This window comes from Nostoc sp. DedVER02 (assembly GCF_034530675.2).
Taxonomy (GTDB): domain Bacteria; phylum Cyanobacteriota; class Cyanobacteriia; order Cyanobacteriales; family Nostocaceae; genus Nostoc.
In genome coordinates, this window is record NZ_JAVRCP020000024.1 from 72,908 (window position 1) to 92,032 (window position 19,125).

Annotated in this window: 21 protein-coding genes; 9 read left to right on the forward strand and 12 right to left on the reverse strand. The window is 43.0% G+C overall.

Annotated elements, in window-relative coordinates:
- Positions 1-49: 49 nt before the first annotated feature.
- Positions 50-220 carry a hypothetical protein gene (locus RMZ41_RS21970; RefSeq protein WP_322641322.1) on the forward strand — a complete coding sequence of 57 codons (171 nt, stop codon included), beginning with the start codon at positions 50-52 and terminating at the stop codon, positions 218-220.
- Positions 221-238: 18 nt separating this feature from the next.
- Here the strand turns inward: RMZ41_RS21970 and leuD are convergent, their stop codons facing one another.
- The 3 genes from leuD to smpB all read right to left on the reverse strand — a co-directional run bounded on the left by leuD (position 239) and on the right by smpB (position 3,074).
- On the reverse strand, positions 239-847 hold the full coding sequence (gene leuD / locus RMZ41_RS21975) for a 3-isopropylmalate dehydratase small subunit (RefSeq protein WP_322641323.1): 609 nt from the start codon (positions 845-847) through the stop codon (positions 239-241).
- A gap of 74 nt (positions 848-921) precedes the next feature.
- Positions 922-2,325 carry a 3-isopropylmalate dehydratase large subunit gene (leuC, locus tag RMZ41_RS21980; RefSeq protein ID WP_322641324.1) on the reverse strand — a complete coding sequence of 468 codons (1,404 nt, stop codon included), beginning with the start codon at positions 2,323-2,325 and terminating at the stop codon, positions 922-924.
- A 281-nt stretch (positions 2,326-2,606) separates the two neighbouring features.
- Positions 2,607-3,074 (reverse strand): SsrA-binding protein SmpB, encoded by a 468-nt coding sequence (smpB, locus tag RMZ41_RS21985; protein ID WP_012407256.1) that lies wholly within the window; start codon positions 3,072-3,074, stop codon positions 2,607-2,609.
- A 622-nt stretch (positions 3,075-3,696) separates the two neighbouring features.
- On the opposite strand from smpB, the gene RMZ41_RS21990 reads away from it, so the two are divergent.
- Entirely contained in the window at positions 3,697-4,380 is a 684-nt protein-coding gene (locus tag RMZ41_RS21990) for a response regulator transcription factor (protein WP_322641325.1), read from the forward strand.
- A gap of 68 nt (positions 4,381-4,448) precedes the next feature.
- Here RMZ41_RS21990 and RMZ41_RS21995 read toward each other — a convergent pair whose 3' ends face one another.
- The 4 genes from RMZ41_RS21995 to murC form a co-directional block, all read right to left on the reverse strand.
- On the reverse strand, positions 4,449-4,919 hold the full coding sequence (locus RMZ41_RS21995; protein WP_322641359.1) for a low molecular weight protein-tyrosine-phosphatase: 471 nt from the start codon (positions 4,917-4,919) through the stop codon (positions 4,449-4,451).
- Between the two features lie 76 nt (positions 4,920-4,995).
- The gene (locus tag RMZ41_RS22000) at positions 4,996-5,343 is read right to left on the reverse strand and encodes a YbaB/EbfC family nucleoid-associated protein (RefSeq protein WP_100900466.1); all 348 of its coding nucleotides are present in this window, start codon (positions 5,341-5,343) and stop codon (positions 4,996-4,998) included.
- Between the two features lie 206 nt (positions 5,344-5,549).
- Positions 5,550-6,551, reverse strand: coding sequence for a UDP-N-acetylmuramate dehydrogenase (gene murB, locus RMZ41_RS22005; protein WP_322641326.1), 1,002 nt, complete (start codon positions 6,549-6,551; stop codon positions 5,550-5,552).
- Between the two features lie 124 nt (positions 6,552-6,675).
- Positions 6,676-8,121, reverse strand: a complete 1,446-nt coding sequence (murC, locus tag RMZ41_RS22010) for a UDP-N-acetylmuramate--L-alanine ligase (protein ID WP_322641327.1) — start codon at positions 8,119-8,121, stop codon at positions 6,676-6,678.
- Between the two features lie 403 nt (positions 8,122-8,524).
- On the opposite strand from murC, the gene nadD reads away from it, so the two are divergent.
- Together nadD and RMZ41_RS22020 are read left to right on the forward strand one after the other, a co-directional pair.
- Complete coding sequence (nadD, locus tag RMZ41_RS22015) at positions 8,525-9,151, forward strand: nicotinate (nicotinamide) nucleotide adenylyltransferase (protein ID WP_322641328.1); 627 nt, start codon at positions 8,525-8,527, stop codon at positions 9,149-9,151.
- 116 nt (positions 9,152-9,267) lie between these two features.
- Positions 9,268-10,281 (forward strand): type I glyceraldehyde-3-phosphate dehydrogenase, encoded by a 1,014-nt coding sequence (locus tag RMZ41_RS22020; protein ID WP_322641329.1) that lies wholly within the window; start codon positions 9,268-9,270, stop codon positions 10,279-10,281.
- Positions 10,282-10,370: 89 nt separating this feature from the next.
- Here the strand turns inward: RMZ41_RS22020 and thiL are convergent, their stop codons facing one another.
- Positions 10,371-11,393, reverse strand: a complete 1,023-nt coding sequence (gene thiL, locus RMZ41_RS22025; protein ID WP_322641330.1) for a thiamine-phosphate kinase — start codon at positions 11,391-11,393, stop codon at positions 10,371-10,373.
- An 89-nt stretch (positions 11,394-11,482) separates the two neighbouring features.
- On the opposite strand from thiL, the gene RMZ41_RS22030 reads away from it, so the two are divergent.
- A complete protein-coding gene (locus tag RMZ41_RS22030) occupies positions 11,483-12,064 on the forward strand; it encodes a Uma2 family endonuclease (RefSeq protein WP_322641331.1) in 582 nt (193 codons plus the stop codon).
- 61 nt (positions 12,065-12,125) lie between these two features.
- Here RMZ41_RS22030 and RMZ41_RS22035 read toward each other — a convergent pair whose 3' ends face one another.
- Positions 12,126-13,232 (reverse strand): peptidylprolyl isomerase, encoded by a 1,107-nt coding sequence (locus tag RMZ41_RS22035; RefSeq protein ID WP_322641332.1) that lies wholly within the window; start codon positions 13,230-13,232, stop codon positions 12,126-12,128.
- Between the two features lie 312 nt (positions 13,233-13,544).
- On the opposite strand from RMZ41_RS22035, the gene efp reads away from it, so the two are divergent.
- From efp to RMZ41_RS22050, 3 genes are all read left to right on the forward strand, one after another.
- Entirely contained in the window at positions 13,545-14,102 is a 558-nt protein-coding gene (gene efp / locus RMZ41_RS22040; RefSeq protein ID WP_114083704.1) for an elongation factor P, read from the forward strand.
- A gap of 109 nt (positions 14,103-14,211) precedes the next feature.
- A complete protein-coding gene (accB, locus tag RMZ41_RS22045) occupies positions 14,212-14,769 on the forward strand; it encodes an acetyl-CoA carboxylase biotin carboxyl carrier protein (RefSeq protein WP_322641333.1) in 558 nt (185 codons plus the stop codon).
- 61 nt (positions 14,770-14,830) lie between these two features.
- Complete coding sequence (locus RMZ41_RS22050) at positions 14,831-15,178, forward strand: ArsR/SmtB family transcription factor (protein WP_193946708.1); 348 nt, start codon at positions 14,831-14,833, stop codon at positions 15,176-15,178.
- 57 nt (positions 15,179-15,235) lie between these two features.
- Here RMZ41_RS22050 and RMZ41_RS22055 read toward each other — a convergent pair whose 3' ends face one another.
- The gene (locus tag RMZ41_RS22055; protein ID WP_322641334.1) at positions 15,236-15,850 is read right to left on the reverse strand and encodes a GerMN domain-containing protein; all 615 of its coding nucleotides are present in this window, start codon (positions 15,848-15,850) and stop codon (positions 15,236-15,238) included.
- A 307-nt stretch (positions 15,851-16,157) separates the two neighbouring features.
- Positions 16,158-17,972, reverse strand: coding sequence for a proline--tRNA ligase (locus RMZ41_RS22060; protein WP_322641335.1), 1,815 nt, complete (start codon positions 17,970-17,972; stop codon positions 16,158-16,160).
- 286 nt (positions 17,973-18,258) lie between these two features.
- Here RMZ41_RS22060 and RMZ41_RS22065 point away from each other — a divergent pair, with 286 nt between their 5' ends.
- On the forward strand, positions 18,259-18,828 hold the full coding sequence (locus RMZ41_RS22065; protein ID WP_322641336.1) for a Uma2 family endonuclease: 570 nt from the start codon (positions 18,259-18,261) through the stop codon (positions 18,826-18,828).
- A 90-nt stretch (positions 18,829-18,918) separates the two neighbouring features.
- On the opposite strand, the gene RMZ41_RS22070 is transcribed toward RMZ41_RS22065, so the two are convergent.
- Positions 18,919-19,071, reverse strand: a complete 153-nt coding sequence (locus RMZ41_RS22070) for a hypothetical protein (protein WP_409875755.1) — start codon at positions 19,069-19,071, stop codon at positions 18,919-18,921.
- Between the last annotated feature and the right edge of the window lie 54 nt (positions 19,072-19,125).

Here is a 19,125-nt window from a genome sequence, read left to right on the forward strand (position 1 = left end):
AAGAGACTGCGATCGCCTTTTGTAAAACCCCATCAGTGAGGTTATTCACATGATTACACAAGAGGCATTTGATGACCAAACTCTGACGCAATTAGAGTTTGCTGACTATGCTATTAAATTTCCAGTAGATTCGGTTATTGTCACCTCTACCTCAATATTAACGCCTAGCTACTTTCAGCAACAGCATCAGCCTACAAATCAGCATTCCCTGGCTGACTAATCAGGGAATGAGAAAGTATTAACTCGCGGCTAAATTGCCCCAACTCACATAAGGTAATTTTGCAGCTGTTGCCCGAACTTGGTCAGCATTTGCTACTAACTGACCACAAGCGTCCCAAGTCCCAGAAATGAATGTGCTTCTAGTACCTTCACCGATCGCAACTGAGGCGGTGTAATCACCAATTTGCACTTGCAAGGTTTCCAGATTCACTGTTACACCTGCCTGGGGATTGGCACTAACTAAGTCTTGCAGTTGTTTAACAATAACAGCATCGGCTGTCACACAAGGTATGCCCATTGCCACACAGTTACCAAAAAAGATTTCTGCGAAGCTTTCACCGATTAAAGCTTGGATTCCCCATTTTGCGATCGCTTGGGGTGCATGTTCCCTTGATGAACCACAGCCAAAATTTCTATTGACTATTAAAATATTCGCCCCTTGATATTGCGGTTGGTCAAAGGGATGTTCACCTTTAAGTGCTGTCCGGTCATCAATAAACGCGCCTTCACCTAACCCATCAAAGGTAACGGCTTTCAAATATCGCGCGGGAATAATGCGATCGGTATCTATATCATTGCCCACTAAAGGTATACCGCGCCCTGAAACTGTTTTAACTTCACTAACCATAAACTTTATTTACCTATCATTATCAATGACAGCCTGTTAATTTCTACAAATGACAAATGACAAATGACAAAAAATTACAACAACTCACGCACATCAGAGACTTCGCCTTTAATCGCAGCAGTAGCGACCATCGCCGGACTCATTAACAATGTCCGGCCCGAGGATGAACCCTGTCTTCCTTTAAAGTTGCGGTTAGAAGAAGAGGCGCTGATTTGTCTTCCTTGTAGCTTATCAGGGTTCATGGCTAGGCACATAGAACATCCGGGTTCACGCCATTCAAATCCGGCTTCTTGGAAAATTTTATCCAGTCCTTCAGCTTCTGCCTCTTCCTTCACCCTTTCAGAACCAGGGACAACAAAAGCTTTGATTCCTTCTGCAACATGGCGACCTTTGGCGATTTTTGCAGCTTCCCGTAAATCACTAATTCTGCCGTTGGTGCAACTACCAATAAAGCAGACATCTATTTTAGTACCTTTGATAGGTTGACCAGGATACAAATCCATGTATCGATAAGCTTCTTCGGCAATAAATCGGTCTTCTTCAAGCAGTTCTTCCGGCTGAGGCACTGACTGATTGACACCGATACCTTGACCGGGAGTAATCCCCCAGGTAACAGTAGGAGGAATTTCGGCAGCGTCAAATACGACTACATCATCATATTGGGCATCAGCATCGCTCTTGATTGAATCCCACCAAGCTACTGCTTTATCCCAATCTGCACCAATGGGAGCAAAATCTCTACCTTTAAGGTAATCGTAGGTGACTTGATCGGGATTAATATAGCCGCATCTAGCACCGCCTTCGATCGCCATATTGCAGACAGTCATCCTCTCTTCCATGTTCATTTGCTCAAATGTCGTACCTGCAAATTCGTAACCATAGCCCACACCGCCTTTTACGCCGAGTGTGCGGATGATATGCAGGATGACATCTTTGGCATAAACTCCTGGGTTCAAACTGCCGTTAACTTCAATTTTTTTGACTTTCAGTTTGGACAAGGCGAGAGTTTGAGCAGCGAGAACATCTCTAACTTGACTAGTACCAATGCCAAATGCGATCGCACCAAATGCCCCATGACTCGAAGTGTGGCTATCTCCACAAGCGATCGTCATTCCTGGCTGAGTCAGCCCAAGTTCTGGAGCAATGACGTGAACAATACCCTGACTACCAGAACCAATGTTATAAAAAGTAATGTTATTTTCTCGACAATTTTGCTCAAGCGCTTGAATCATTTCCTCTGCCAAACCATCAGCAAAGGGACGCGCCTGATTTTCTGTCGGCACAATATGATCGACTGTAGCAACGGTACGCTCTGGAAATAATACTTTTAGTCCCCTCTCGCGTAACATAGCAAAAGCTTGGGGACTGGTGACTTCATGAACTAAGTGAAGCCCGATAAATAGTTGCGTCAGCCCTGAGGGAAGTGTACCAACGGTGTGTAAGTCCCAAACTTTATCAAACAGGGTACCTTTGCTCATACGTCAATCAATATTTAAAGAGTCCGGTCTTAAATAGTATCAAAAAAGAGTCTAAGTTTTTCTACGCCTTTCATATTAGTTATATCTTTACACCCTTATTTCTCTGTGCCCTCAGCGCCTCTGCGGTTTTATTCTTCCTCAAAAAACCACAAAGGCGTTGAAAATTCCTAAAATATCTCATGTTACCAATAATATCTGTACAAAGTCGTGTTTATTTACAGGGGCATTCATGCAGCAGATGTCACAGCAAGAGTTTTTCCTGATGTGACACAAGAAGAACTTTAATAACTTTTCATTGCCCGTTGGATATCACGCTGATCTTGCCGTCGTTTCAAGTCTTCTCGCTTATCGTGGAGCTTTTTACCTTTGCCAAGGGCTATACTCACTTTTACCCAGCCGCGTTTGAGATACATTTTCAAAGGGATTAAAGTTAAACCCTGCTGTTCAACTTTGCCAATTAGCTTGCGGAGTTCTTGGCGATGCAACAATAGCTTGCGTGTACGCCGTGGTTCGTGATTAAAATATTGTCCACTAGCGTTGTAAGGTGAGATATGAATATTGATCAACCATGCTTCGCCATTGCGAAGTAAAGCATAGCCATCTTGGAGATTGACTTTACCCGCACGAATCGACTTCACCTCGGTTCCTGTCAACTCAATTCCGGCTTCGTAAGTTTCCAGAATTTCATACAAATAACGGGCTTGACGGTTGTCAGCAATAACTTTGTAACCTTCGTTCTTGTCGCTCATTGATAATTTTGTGTGCTTTAAATGTACCTAAAAATTATTTGGATTTCCTTGGGAATTATAGGGTGTATCTTAGAACCGCTATAAATGCTGAACTGTATATCACTAATTTAGCTTTTCTAATTTCACAATTAAGAGTTTCTGTCAATTTTAAATTACCCAATATCGATTACATCTAAGTTAAGATAGAAACCGCCAAGTTTGACCAAGCCTGATTTTGTATAGTTTTACAAATAATTGGTATGATGCTAATGATCGTTAGTGATTGACTAAGTATTTATTACAAGAGAAAAAAGAGTATTTATACTTAGTCCTATTTTGGTTAATTATTGATTAACTTAATATTAATTTATACTATGGGAAGAATTTACTTTGCCTGATTAACGAGTTGTTACAAATTAAAAAGCTCTCTATGCCTGCCAAGCAGAGGATATCAAAGCTGAGTTACATTTTGTTAGCCTTCCAAAAGCTTTAAGATTTCCTTTATAAATCAACCCTAAAGTCAGTTATTAGCTGGTAATCCTGTCATAGTATGAAACATAAGAACACTATTATTACCAGTGTTTACTAATGAAGCACACAGAAGCAAATTTCTGAGTAAAAAAATGCTAGGGGTGTATTGTCCATGCCCTTGACGATCCTTGTTGTGGATGATGATTTGGGCACTCGTCTGTCTGTTAGCGACTATCTTGAACTGTCTGGCTACAGTGTGATCACGGCTAATGACGGTCAAGAGGCTTTGGTTATGGTCGATAACTATCATCCTGATTTGATTGTTACGGATATAATCATGCCACAGATGAATGGCTACGAACTGGTGCGTCGGGTGCGTCAACAACCAATGTTTCGATTATTGCCTGTAATTTTATTAACAGCCCGAACTAAGACCCAGGAAAGAATCCTGGGCTACCAGTCGGGGTGCGATTTATACTTACCCAAACCCTTTGAACTGGAAGAATTAGCAGCAGCAATCCGCAATCTTTTGGAGCGATCGCAAATTATTCAATCAGAGTCTCGCTTTTCTCATAAAGAGAATTTGGGCATTTCCGCCTTGACAAAAGCGGCGGATGCCCATAATTCTCTGTCCACTCAAATTCCAAAATCTCATCTGCACTCATCTTTAACTCATAGAGAACAAGAAGTCTTAGAGTTATTGACTCATGGTTTGTCTAATGCCGATATGGGTCATCAGCTACACCTGAGTCCTCGTACAGTGGAAAAGTATGTTAGCAGTTTATTGAGAAAAACTTTAACCAGCAACCGAGCCGAATTAGTGCGTTTTGCTATGAAGCATGGTTTAGTGGAATAAGAGTTAGGAGTTAAGAGTGAGGAGTGAGGAATTAAAACTTCTAACTCCCAACTCCCAACTCCCAACTCCTAACTCCTAACTTTTGCAAGCAGACCTTCACAAGCATCAATCAGTAAATCAATAACCTGATTAAATCCGTCTTGACCACCGTAATAAGGATCTGGAACTTCCTTCAGGGTGTGTCGAGAGCAAAACTCGCACATCAAACGCACTTTATGCTGATATTGCTCAGTGCGATCGAGAGCAAGGATATTCTCATAATTTTCTCGATCCATCGCCAAAATTAAATCAAAGTCTTGAAAGTCTGACTTTTGAAACTGGCGTGCTTGACCACGCAGTTTAATTCCCAACTTTGTAGCAGCCGCAGCACTCATGCGTCTGTCAGGTGCGCTTCCAACGTGATAACTAGATGTACCAGCAGAATCACAAATGATGTCATCGCTCAAGCCAGCTTGCTCAATTAGATGATTCATGATGTTTTCTGCCGATGGCGATCGGCAGATATTACCTAAGCAGACAAATAGCAACTTGTAAGGCATAGATATTTTTTGTCCTTTGTCAATAGTCATTTGTCCTTTGAGCAATGACCAATGACCAATGACTAATGACCAATGACTAAAATCCAGGTAACTCTAACCCACTGGTTAGTTCTTCCATACGTTCCCGCATTGTTGCTGTGGACTTGTTATAGGCTTCTTTCATTGCTACTGTCACAAGATCGGAAAGTACTTCTGCACCTTCCCCTAAAGCATCTGGAGAAATTTCCACCCGCTTTGGTTCTTGGTTTCCACTGACAATCACCTTCACCAGGCCACCACCAGATTCTCCTAAAATCTCCATTTGCTCCAACTCTTCTTGGAGTCGCTTTGCACCTTCTTGAACTTGCTGCGCTTTCTTAAAAGCATCGGCTAGTTCCTTCATTTTTCCTAAGCCAAAGCCGAATCCTTGTCCTTTACCTGTCATAATTATTTGTACGCTTGTGCGTTGAATAACAAATCAAATTCAATTATAGATGCGGTAAGTAATTTGCCTGTTTTTTTACCAATAATTAATGCATCCTGGAATTGGGAATTGGGCATTGGGAATTGGGAATTGGGAATTGGGCATTGGTTATTAATTCTTCGTTACAGCATCATCTTCCCCATTCCCCATTCCCCATTCCCCATTCTCTATCCGCAAGCACCTTGAAACTCTCCAAGCATTTTGACTTCTGGCTCTAAATTAATAGACCAGCGTTCTTTTACCTTATGTTGAATGTGGCGAATGAGACAGAAGATATCACTAGCTTTTGCTCCACCTCTGTTAACGATGAAATTAGCATGGAGTAGTGCTACTTGCGCTCCCCCAATTTGGTAGCCTTTTAGTCCAGTTTGTTCAATCAACCAACCAGCACTGTAAGGTTTGGGATTACGGAACACGCTTCCACAACTGGGGAAGTTATATGGTTGGGTGCTTAGACGATGTTTTTTGTGTTCTTTGGTGATTGCTACAACTTTTGCTGGATCTGCACCTGGCGCGAGTTGTAAGGTAGCTTGGGTGACTATGCGATCGCCACCTTGTAATAATGAAGTCCGGTAGTTATAACCTAACTGTTCCGGGGTAAGAGTTTCCAGCGTCCCATCGGGTGAAAGTACCTCGGCACTAACTAACATATCTGCGATACAGCTATTGTGTGCCCCTGCATTCATCACCACAGCACCTCCAGCTGTTCCAGGGATGCCAACAGCCCACTCTAACCCTTGCCATCCTAATTCTGCTGCTGCCCATGCCAAACTAGGAATTGATTCTCCAGCAGCAACGGTTAATTGACCGGTTTGAGGGTCAAAGTTGCTGAAGCGGAGATGACGAGTCGCAATGACTAAGCCTGATATACCCCCATCACTCACCAGCAAGTTAGAACCTGCTCCTAGTGTTGTCACTTTTAAATTATGTTCTTTTGCGTATTTAAGACTGGCTTGCAGTGCTTCCAAGTTTCGGGGGGCGACATACAAATCAGCTGCTCCTCCAACTCTATAAGAAGTAAAGGCTGACAAGCAAGCCTGGGGCTTGATTGCACAATCAGTATTTGGTAAATAAATTACTTCACTATCCACCGAATTAGTTGTTTGATGTTTCTTTGTATTTAAAGCAGAAACTGTGCAGACGTTTCCAACTGCCTGGGAAATGGTCATTTTTACTTTGTATGGGTAAAATTTTTACATTAATTTACCGCTAAAATACGGTAATAGAGTTCATACATGGAACCATTACTAGACGGGCGCTTTGCTCAGAAATGAAACTTCGCAAAGCTTCCACTTAAGATGTGGCTTTAGCAGGTTCGCAAAGTGCGGTAATTATTTCAGGAATCACCTGATTCAAGTTTCCAGCCCCTAAAAACAGCGCCAAGTCTCCTGGGCGTAATGTTTTTAGCAAGTACTCATATACTGAGGGTAAAGTTGGTTGATAAACTACAGAAGAATGCTGTTTAGCAATTTTTGCCGCTAAATCTTCACCAGTAATTTGCCCTAAATTGGGTTCGCCTGCACTGTAAATATCAGTCAGCACAACCAAATCAGCATGGGTAAAGGACTCGGCAAATTCTTCTAAAAAGGTAAGTGTCCGGCTATAGCGATGGGGTTGGAAGATAGCAACCACTCTTTGCCCTGGTCTTGCCTGTAAACGGGCTGCGGCGAGAGTAACGCGAATCTCACTAGGATGATGAGCATAGTCATCAATAAAGGTAATACCATCAACTTCACCCCGGAGTTCAAAGCGTCGTCTTGCTCCTTCAAAGGTGGCGATACCTTTAGCGATCGCTCCAAATTCTAAGCCTAAGACGCGACCAACAGCAACTGCCGCCAGAGCATTGCTGAGATTGTGCCGACTAAGCAGGCGCAATTTCAACACACCTAAAGCTTTACCTTTTTCCCAAACTAGAGCCGTGGTGCCATCAGCACGGTAATCAATATTAGTAACGGTATAGTCAGCGTTGGTATCGGAGTGTAAGCTGTAGCTCAGGGTAGGTTGCAAGCGATCGCGCACTGTTGCACAGTCAATACTACCGATTAAAGTTTTACAACCCCTAGCAAATGTCTGGAAGGTGTCAATGACTTCTTCTAACGTATCGTAATGGTCAGGATGATCGAGTTCAATATTAGTGATGATGCCAATTTCTGGAGCGTGTTTTACCAAAGAACCATCAGATTCATCTGCTTCAGCTACCAAATATTGGCTTTGTCCCAATCTAGCATTGCCTTCCCAAGCATTGACTTCGCCACCTACCAAAATCGTTGGGTCTAGACCTGCTTCCAGAAGCATATAGCCAATCATGCTACTAGTTGTAGTTTTGCCGTGTGTTCCTGCTACTGCAATACTGTGGTAATCGGCAATTAAGGCTGCTAGTACATCTGAGCGATGTAAAACTGGACAACCTAATTCTAACGCTGCTTTATATTCTAAATTATTCGTGTTAATTGCTGTTGAACAAATGACTTGAGGTAGTTTTGACTTAGTATCAGTAAGTAATTCTTCTTGTGAATTTAATACTTGAGGGCGAAAGAATTCGAGATTACTTGCCTCTTGTCTACCAAAAATATGAGCGCCGATAGATTCCAATTTATGCGTAATGTGGTTGGGACGAAGATCCGAACCTGATACTGGAAATTGACGCTTGGCGAGAACGTATGCCAGAGCAGACATACCTATGCCGCCGATGCCAATAAAATGAAATGGTCTACCACTAAAATCTACAGAATTAGTCATTTCTTGCTCCTTTTACACCACACCACACCATAATCACAAATGACACGCGTATCATAACAGGAATTTGATTTTTACCGTAACTACTCCTATATAGTGTTTATCTTTAATGCCCAGATGATGTTTCTGGCCTGGTTTTCTTTGTTCAAAATGATTTTACCTTGGTTGGAGGTTTTTACTATTTCTGAACTGTTGTTAAGATTATTCTGAAAATTTTGGCTACATCGGGAAAGAAATTCTTGTAATGTCAAATACATATTTTTGGCTACCTTACTGGAATTGGCTACATAATACATTGTTTAGTGAAACTGATTTTAAATTGCATCAAGTATAGGCACGAATTGACTACAATAGTACATTGGCAATGAAACTATTTTTTAATTGCATAAAACCCACGCATAACTGGATGCAGCAACTCGCAATTTTTGGTGGCACATTCGATCCAATTCACTGGGGACACCTGCTCGTAGCTGAAACAGCAATGCAAGAAGTATCCCTTGAAAAGGTAATTTGGGTGCCATCCCTAAATCCTCCTCATAAAGAAGCAGCCTTGTTTGAGCATCGCGTCAAAATGCTGCAATTAGCCATAGAAGATAACCCAGCATTTACTGTCTCACTAGTGGAGGCAAATCGCTCTGGGACTTCTTATGCCATTAACACCCTGGTTGACTTATCTGCTTCTTATCCAAATACTCGCTGGTACTGGATTGTGGGCTTGGATACTTTCCAAACCTTACCCCGTTGGTACCGTGGACACGAACTAGCACAAATGTGTGATTGGTTAATCGCACCCCGACTGCTAGGTGGTGAGACTATAACTCAAAGTAAATTAATCTGCAAGCAAGTGGAGCAACGACTGAGGGAGCAGTCACTTACCATTCACTGGCAATTCTTGAATATACCAATAGTCGGAGTTTCGTCAAGTCTAATTCGCAAATTGTGCCGCGAACGGCAGTCAATTCGTTATTTAGTCCCGGAAACGGTCAGATCATATATCACTAACAACAATTTCTACTCGAACAAATCTGAATAAATTATGTGTTTTTTTATTGATCTAACACTTTATCGTTATAAGTGCCCCCCCCCTTTGCGATATGATTGGGGTCAACGATATCAACATATAAGCATAAATACAGAGGGCAAGACATTGTGATTAGAGTTGCAATCAACGGTTTCGGGCGGATTGGACGTAACTTTGCGCGTTGCTGGGTGGGTAGAGAGAATAGCAAAATTGAGCTTGTCGCTATTAATGACACTTCAGACCCTAGAACCAATGCTCACCTGCTGAAGTATGACTCGATGCTAGGCAAGATCAAAGGTGCTGAGATTAGTGCCGATGATAACTCTATCATCGTGAACGGTAAGACCATTAAGTGCGTATCCGATCGCAACCCAGAAAACTTGCCCTGGAGAGATTGGGGAATTGACCTAATTATCGAAGCAACGGGGGTGTTTACTAGCAAAGAAGGAGCGCTGAAGCATGTAAATGCTGGAGCTAAGAAAGTTCTGATTACCGCTCCTGGTAAAAACGAGGATGGGACTTTTGTGGTTGGTGTGAATCATCACGATTATGACCACAACAAACACAACATTATCAGTAACGCTAGCTGTACTACCAACTGCTTGGCACCAATAGCCAAGGTGTTGAACGATAAGTTCGGCATTATTAAAGGTACGATGACCACCACCCATAGCTATACAGGCGATCAGCGCTTGCTAGACGCTTCCCACCGGGATTTGCGACGGGCGAGGGCCGCAGCGATAAACATTGTACCCACCTCCACTGGTGCAGCAAAAGCAGTAGCGCTGGTTATCCCAGACCTGAAAGGCAAGCTTAATGGCGTTGCCTTACGCGTACCAACCCCGAACGTCTCAATGGTAGATTTCGTAGTTCAGGTTGAGAAGCGTACTATTACTGAAGAAGTTAACCAAGCTCTCAAAGATGCTGCTGAAGGCCCACTTAAAGGCATTTTGGACTATAGCCAATTAGAACTGGTATCTTCCGATTATCAAGGTAGTGATGCTTCTTCGATTGTTGATTCCAGCTTGACTTTGGTTATGGGTAATGACTTAGTAAAAGTTATGGCGTGGTATGACAATGAGTGGGGTTACAGCCAACGAGTTTTAGATTTAGCAGAATTGGTAGCTGAGAAGTGGCAGTAATTTGTCATTGGTCATTGGCCATTTGTCATTAGTTATTGGTCATTAGAAAAAAGACAAATGACAAAGGACAAAGCACAAATGACAAAGCACTATTGACCAAAATGTTGAAATCCCTGACTGAGACTTAGAACTTGGTCAGGGAATTTTTTTTGTTCGTCGTGCAATAGTACTGTTGATCCTGATGTAATGCTGCCGACGATCGCAGCACCTTGACCAAGATGTTGTACTAAGGCTAATGCTGGCTCTTGTGGTAAGCAAAGCACTAATTCAAAATCTTCGCCACCGTATAGAGCATAAGCTAATGCCTGCTCTGGTGTCAGCCAATTGTCAAAAGCTGTCGGCATGGAAATTTGTCTGCGTTCTAAGACAGCGCCAACGCCACTAGCGCGACAAATTTGAATAATCGCATCTGCCAAACCATCGCTGCTATCCATACCAGTAATGGGCATGGGGTATTGGGGATCTAAGATTTTTTGGAGGATTAGTAAGACATCTAATCGTGGCTGTGGGCGCTGGTGGGCGCGGATTAGAGCCGTGCGTTCTGTGTCTTTGAGGTTTTGTCCTAATTCGGGGTGTAAGAGCAGTTCTAAGCCAGCGTGGGAGGCTCCATGAATACCTGTAACAACGATCGCATCTCCCACTACAGCAGCAGAACGGCGGATAATTTGACTGGGGTGAACTTGACCAAAAGCGGTAATTGCCAAAGTCGTCACAGGCGATCGCACTACATCACCCCCGACAATTGAGGTATTGTATTTTTGCAGGCATTCTGTCATTCCCTGGTACAGTCGCTCAACCCAACTCAGCCTAACTTCACCGGGTAGTCCCAAACCGACGGTAATTCCCAATGGGGAAGCGCCCATTGCTGCTAAATCTGATAAATTGGCAGCAGCAGCCCGCCATCCAGCATCTTCTGGGGAAGTGGTGACATCGCTAAAATGCACGCCATCAATCAGCACATCTGTAGTTACTACCAAAGATTGCCCTGGTGTAGTCACCAGAACTGCTGCATCATCTCCAATAATTTCTGGAGGACAGAAACGCTGTAATCTTTCTAAAAGACCTTGTTCACCAATGTCTTTTACTTGTAGGGAAGATAAATCACTGTTCACAATCGGTTTTCCGTGTTGCAAAATTACGAAGAAAACTGATGATTTAATTTACTGTTTAAGATAAGGGTATCGTCTAGGAGTCAGTTGGAATGGTAACAACACCAGTAACCAGCATCACATTTGAGGAGTACTTAACTTATGATGATGGCAACGGTTTTCATTACGAACTGCTGGATGGCAAGCTAGAGTTAATGAACCCACCTACTATTGAACATTTCCTGATTGCCAAATTTATTGAGCAATTACTAGATGCAGAAATCAAACGTTGTAGCTCACCTTGGCTGTGTTTTCGAGAAAGTGGTGTGAGAACGGGGAGAAATAAATCTAGGTTGACTGATTTGTGTGTGGTGACGCTTGAGCAAGCCAGGGAATTGTCGAATGCCTCAGCAGTATTTCAGTCACCGCCGTTACTAATTGTCGAGGTGGTCAGTCCAGAGTCGGTGAAACGGGATTATCGTCATAAGCGTTCTGAATATGCGGCTTTAGAGGTTCCTGAATATTGGATTGTAGACCCGTTGGAAGCAAAAATTTCGGTGTTATTACTTGAAGATGGATTTTACGAAGAAACAGTTTTTACCGACACCCAGGAAATTGGATCGCGAACTTTTCCAGAATTAGCGATTACAGTTGATCAAGTATTCACCGCCGGGAATCTAAATCAGGGGAGTTAGGAGAGACGCGATTAATCGCGTCTGTACAAGAATTATTCTCCCCCTGCTTCCTGCTCTCTTCTTATGCTGCTTGCGGCTCAACCAGATTTTCTATTCCTTGAACGACTTTTGCCGATTCAATTTTGTCACCCGCTTTCAGTTTATCCAAAACTTCCTTGCCTTCAGTGAGATAGCCAAAAACGGCATAACGACCATCTAATAGGTTGCGTCCTGCGGGGGTGAGTTCTGGTTCAAACAGAAAGAAGAAGAATTGCGAAGAACCACCATTTACTTCACTTTCCGGACGAGCCATCACAACTGCACCAAAAGCAGAAAAAGGTAGAACTGGCATATCGATGTAACGACCAGCTTCTTCTAGTGTAATGCCATAGGTAGGTGCTTTATCACCCTGAACTAATACTTCTAAGGGAATAGCGCGATATTTACCCGTCTTGGGATCGATGAAGCCTACATCTTTCCCTTCGGGATCTCCAGTTTGCAGAAAGTAAGATTCTTCAGAACGGGTAAACTCTAAGCCATTATAAAAACCCCTCTGCACTAAATCTACAAAATTACCAGCAGTAATAGGGGCGCTATAACCATCTACTACGACAGTCAAATCGCCTTTGTTAGTTTTGAATTCTACAGTGGCGCGACCTTTAAGTTGTGGCAGGTTGCTGTATTCAGTAGGCACTTCAAAGGGGAATTCTTTCACCATTGACTCTTCTATCTGAGCCACAAGATTTAAAAGTTTGCCTCTCTCTTGCAGAATTTGTTCTTTATCTTTGTTCTTCGCCAATTCTTCTAATTTACCCACCCCAGATTTCAATTCGGTAATCCAAGCTTCAGCTTGGGGTTGGCGTTCTGTGGGAACGCTTGTTAAGATTTGGGAGGGTTTATCGAGAATTCGGGATGCTTGGCTGATGTCCTTGGAAATAGCACCCCACCGCCGATTTGCCCGCAGTTGGGCAGAGATGTCCTCTAAACTGGCTTGTAGTTGCCGTACAGGTTTGTTATCTATCGGGAGTGCATACCGCAACAAAGCCTTGCCATCGGTGATTGCGTTGCCGGCTGGCAGCGCGGCACTACTGAAGGGAGTCCACCCAGCTGTAGTTATGCCTAAAAATATTGTTACCAGCAGTATTGCCATTAGGCTGTTCTTCAGCCAGGATTTTAATAAGTTAAGCATGGGATAACTCAAATGCAGCATTAGATTGTTGACTGGACGTAACCCATCAATAATCTTCCCACAGTAAGAGTGCTGAGTGCTGAGTGTTGAGTGTTGAGTGAAAATTAAATGTAAAGAGCCAGATTAGCAGATGGAAGCTAAGAAAGAATAGGGAGTAGGAAGTAGGCAAACAAGAGGGACAAAAAGAATAACCCATGCCCAATACCCAATGCCCAATGCCCAATGCCCAATGACTAATGACTAAATAATGACTAATTACCTCGCTTGAAGGGTACAATAAATGCCGATTGTCTTCCAAAATTTGAAAGTTTCATGATCTCTAGTAACGACTTTCGACCCGGTGTTTCAATTGTATTGGATGGGTCTGTATGGCGAGTGCTTGAATTCCTACACGTCAAGCCAGGTAAAGGTTCTGCTTTTGTCCGAACTAAGTTAAAAAATGTCCAGAGTGGGAGCGTAATGGAAAAAACGTTCCGAGCGGGGGAAACTGTGCCCCAAGCTACTCTAGAAAAAAGCACGATGCAGCATACCTATAAAGAGGGCGATGAGTTTGTCTTTATGGATATGGAAACCTACGAAGAAGGCAGATTGACTCGCGCACAAATTGGCGATCGCGTCAAATACCTGAAGGAAGGTATGGAAGCTGAAGTTATTAAGTGGGGCGACCAGGTGCTAGGAGTAGAATTGCCTAAATCTGTAGTTCTGGAAATTGTACAAACAGACCCAGGTTTAAAAGGTGACACTGCTACCGGTGGCTCAAAACCAGCAACTTTGGAAACCGGTGCAATTGTGATGGTTCCTTTGTTTATTTCTCAAGGAGAACGCATCAAAGTTGATACCCAAGAAGATAAGTATATCAGCAGGGAATAACTTTCATCTCTAACAAAGATGCAAGTCCCGATTCAAATCCTTAGATAAGGATTAAATCCCTGCCACACTTAAGATGCTAATTTACGGATAGGTCGAGGTAATAAAAACTGTGCCATTGGACTTTAATGAAATCCGCCAACTACTGGCAACGATCGCACAAACAGATATTGCAGAAGTCACGCTCAAAAGCGATGATTTTGAACTAACAGTCCGTAAGGCTGTGAGCGTCAGCAATCAGATGTTGTCGGTAGGTCAAGCGACCTTCGGCGGTGTGGTAGGTTCTGGCTCGACATCGGGTTCATCTGGAGGAAACCAGGTGAACGCGAGTCAGCTAACGGAGATGTCCACATCTCGAGTGTTCGAGAATACTGGTACTAGCACACAATTGCAGTTGTCAGTAAACCCTCCCTCAATCATTGACCAGAGATTAGTGGAAGTACCTTCCCCAATGGTGGGAACGTTTTATCGCGCTCCTGCGCCTGGGGAAGCAGCATTTGTGGAAGTTGGCGATCGCATCCGCAAGGGTCAAACAGTCTGTATCATTGAGGCCATGAAGCTGATGAATGAAATCGAAGCCGAAGTCTCTGGACAGGTAATGGAAATTCTTCTCCAAAATGGTGACGCTGTAGAATATGGTCAACCTTTGATGCGAATTAACCCCGATTAAGTATTAATCTATATATGAAGTGAGTAATTGTTAAAACTTCAGTCCTTGCGGGTTAATCCTGATGAAACAAACGTTGCCTTTACCGCCAGAAGTGGTGCAACAAGTAGCTGAATACTTCAGCCTGTTAAGTGAGCCGATGCGCTTGCGGCTGCTCCACTTATTAAGGGATGAAGAAAAATGCGTGCAAGAATTGGTAGAGGCAACACAGACTTCTCAGGCAAATGTGTCAAAACATCTGAAGGTAATGTGGCAAGCAGGTATCCTTAGCCGCCGCAGTGAAGGAACTTGCGCCTATTACCGGGTGGAAGATGAAATGATTTTTGATTTGTGTAATCGGGTTTGCGATCGCCTTGCCACAAGGTTAGAAGAACAAGCCCGTAATTTTCGTGTATTAAATACTAAACGTTAGGTCAGTTGTCATTTGTCCTTTGTCATTTGTAAAAAACCAATGACCAATGACTAATGACTAAAGTTGATAATTTTTCTGAAAGCTTTCACGAGTTAGTGGCTGTTGTAACTCTAAGCCTTCACCACCTAAAACATCCAACGGTTTGCCGTTCACGTCAATGTATACCTTGGCTTTGGGATTTAAGCTTGTCGCAGTATAAACAACTTGTCCTACGCGGCCCATCATTGATGTGCTACCACCACCACTGGTAAAATCTTCAGATAAATTAACGTGAACTTCGTCATTTTCTGACTTTAGTCCCAATAATTTAGTTCCTTTGGGGATAGTTGTCGAACCTGTTGCTTCTGCTGGTGGGCCTGCTAACAAACTTTGGAAAGCTGCTTCTAAAGGCTGGTTGGGTAGTATGGAAGCGACTTTAACAGGCTGGGGAACCAAAGCAACACTTTTGTCATTCGGTTTTAGCCAATAAACATTAGGGGTTTGCTCATTAGCTGGCTGCCTAATTGATGGCTGTGCTGGCTGTTCGATGCGTCCAGAGGGGTTTGACGGTGTGGGAGGATTGCTGGAGTGTGTAGTAAACCAAGCCACGCCGCCACCCACCGCTACAACCACTGCTGAGACGGCTGCAATTGCGCCTGAAGAAATACGATTAGATCCTTGTTGGTCTTTCATGTTCAAAACCTTCCTGAATGAGGGCTGATATGGTAATTATGTGAGGAGCAGCCTGCTTAAGGACGATACTTATAACTGAAGAGTTTCCCACCACCTGGAGGAGACTTTACGCCTCAAAAGGCGATTATTTTTAATTTTGCAAGTCCCTCTTTTAATTTTAGAATTTATATTTCTAATCCGTCACCTACCAAATTATGTAAATTTCATTCTTTGTGGAGATGATTAAATTTTCAACGCAGAGGAAGGCAAAGGTTTACGCAGAGGAACGCGAAGTAAAGTATTTATTCTTCTGCGTAAATCTTATTGTTTAATTTTTTACTTGAATTGCGGCGCTAATCCATTGTTGAAGTGTAGTGGTAACTTCATCAATGACTATTTCTTGAGATTTACGGGTGGCTCTTTCTACAACTTCGACTTTGCCATTGGCGATCGCTCGTCCGGTTACAATTCTGTAAGGGATGCCTATCAAGTCAGCATCTTTAAATTTTACTCCAGCCCTTTCGTCGCGGTCATCTAGTAGGGTTTCAATTCCGGCTTGATTGAGTTCTGTGTAAAGTTTTTGGGCGATTTCGATTTGTTGAGCATCCTTAATGTTGGGAATTGTGACGATCGCGTGATAAGGTGCGATCGCAACTGGCCAAATAATCCCATCTTTATCGTAAGATTGCTCTACGGCAGCTTGAGCTAACCGCGATACACCCACACCAAAACAACCCATAACTAGCGGCTTTTCTTCACCCTGCTCATTGGTATAAGTTGCACCCATCGCTTGAGAATATTTAGTGCCTAATTGGAATATATGACCGGCTTCAATTCCACGGGCGCTTTGTAAGGTTTGTTCTGGATTATGGATGGCGCGATCGCCTGGTCTTGCTTTACGAATATCTACTACTCGCTCTGGTAGTTTAAATTGCTCACCCCAATTAGCACCAACTACGTGATAACCAGCTTCATTTGCGCCTGTAACAAAGTTTTTTAAATCAACGGCTGTTTGATCCACAAAGCGCAAAAACTTGGGATGAATCTGTTTATTGGCAGTAATATACTCGTCTCCAATATCTGGCGCGATGTAGCCTAAAGGTAGAGATTTCGCTGTCCATGTTTGCTGGGCTTCTACATTTGGTACATTCAAACTAATAATAGTTTTAGCACCATACTCAGAAGCTAATTTGGTCAATTCATTTTGCAATTTGACTTCATTAACTTCCTGATCGCCTCGGATGCTTACCAGAACTAACACCGTTATACCGTTATCATAAACTGTCTGATAAAGAACATTTTTCACCAATTGAGTGGGAGAACAGTTGAGGAGTTGACAAACCTTTTCAATCGTTTCTGTTCCAGGTGTATCCCGTTTTTCGTAGGTTGTAAACCGTGAGGTTTCCGCATCAATTGGTAAAGAAATAGCCTTTTCTACGTTAGCGGCGTATTTACCATCCTCAGTGTAAAGAACTTCATCTTCACCAGCTTCCGCTAAAATCATAAATTCTGTGGAACCAGAACCACCAATTGCACCAGAATCAGCTTCCACTGCCCGAAAAGCTAAACCAGAACGCCGCAACATATTGCTGTAGGCTTTATACATATCCTGGTAAGTTTCTTTGAGGCTGGCTTCATCAGCATGAAAGGAGTAGCCGTCTTTCATGATAAATTCTCGTCCGCGCATCAAACCAAAGCGGGGGCGAATTTCGTCGCGGAACTTGGTTTGAATTTGGTAGAGATGTAGGGGTAGTTGGCGATACGAGCGAATCATATCACGAGCGATCGCTGTAATGACTTCCTCATGAGTTGGGCCTAATCCTAATTGTTGCTCGCGGCGGTCAATTAGGGAAAACATAATTCCCTCAGCTTTGGTGTAAGTATCCCAGCGTCCTGATTCCTTCCATAATTCAGCAGGTTGTAATTGTGGTAGGAGACATTCTTGTGCGCCTGTAGCGTTCATTTCTTCCCGCACAATTTGGGAAACTTTTTGCAGTACCCGCCACATTAAAGGCAAATAAGCATAAAGACCGCTACCGATGCGACGAATGTAGCCTGCACGGAGTAATAATTTATGGCTAGGAATCTCAGCATCAGCCGGATCATCCCGCAGTGTAACGAATAACATTTGTGAAAGTCGCATCGTTTATTCCCTTTCCAGAATCTCTAATTTGTTTATAAACTACTTGGCGATTAGAAATCGCAGCCATACAAACTCTCGTTTGCCTGCGTTGACTAAGAAGGTATTCTAGTTTTTGGTGCGCCCAGAGCAAGCGCGATCGGCATCATACAGCCGTTAAGACATAGCATGATATAATTTCTGCAACTATTTAACTAGGTTGCGGCATTCTTCCCCCACCATAATTTTTCTATTTAGCACCCAATCTCTAATCCCCAGTCCCCAGTTCCCTTTAATCTAGGTCTAGGTTATGAGTCATTTGACATTAAAACTAGACACCGTTCACCTGAGTGACGAACAATTTTATCACTTATGTCAAAATAACCGGGAATTGAAATTTGAACGCACTGCCCAGGGAGAATTAATCATCATTTCCCCCGTTGGAGGCGAAAGCGGCAATCGAGAAGCAGATTTAATTATTGATTTGGGAATCTGGAATCGGCAAACTGGCCTTGGTTACACTTTCAGTTCTTCTACTATATTCAAATTACCCAATGGTGCTGACCGTTCCCAAGATGCCGCTTGGATTCAACGAGAACGTTGGGAAGCACTTACACCTGAACAAAGACGCAAATTTCCCCCCATTGCACCTGATTTTGTCATTGAATTAAGGTCAGCAACAGATGATTTGGAAATGTTGCGTTCCAAAATGCAGGAATATATGGATGCAGGGGTGCAATTGGCATGGTTAATTAACCCCCAACAGCAGCAAATAGAAATTTATCGCCAAAAACAAGATACGGAAATGCAAATTCTACCCGCACAATTATCGGGTGAAAATGTATTGCCAAAATTTAGCTTGAGTCTTTCTTGCTATTAAGATTTGCAAGTGCTGCTAAACCTCCCTCCACTATCTACCTAAATTTTCAATTGCAGGAGAAAATACTCTATAAGTCTGCCTAAGTACTTTTCACATCACAATCGCATTGTTACCCGAAACAATGGCATTGTCGCCCGAAACAATGGCATTGTCAGCCAAAACAATCGCATTGTCAGCCAAAACAATGGCATTGTCAGCCAAAACAATCGCATTGTCAGCCAAAACAATGGCATTGTCAGCCAAAACAATGGCATTGTCACCCGAAACAATGGCATTGTCACTCGAAACAATCGCATT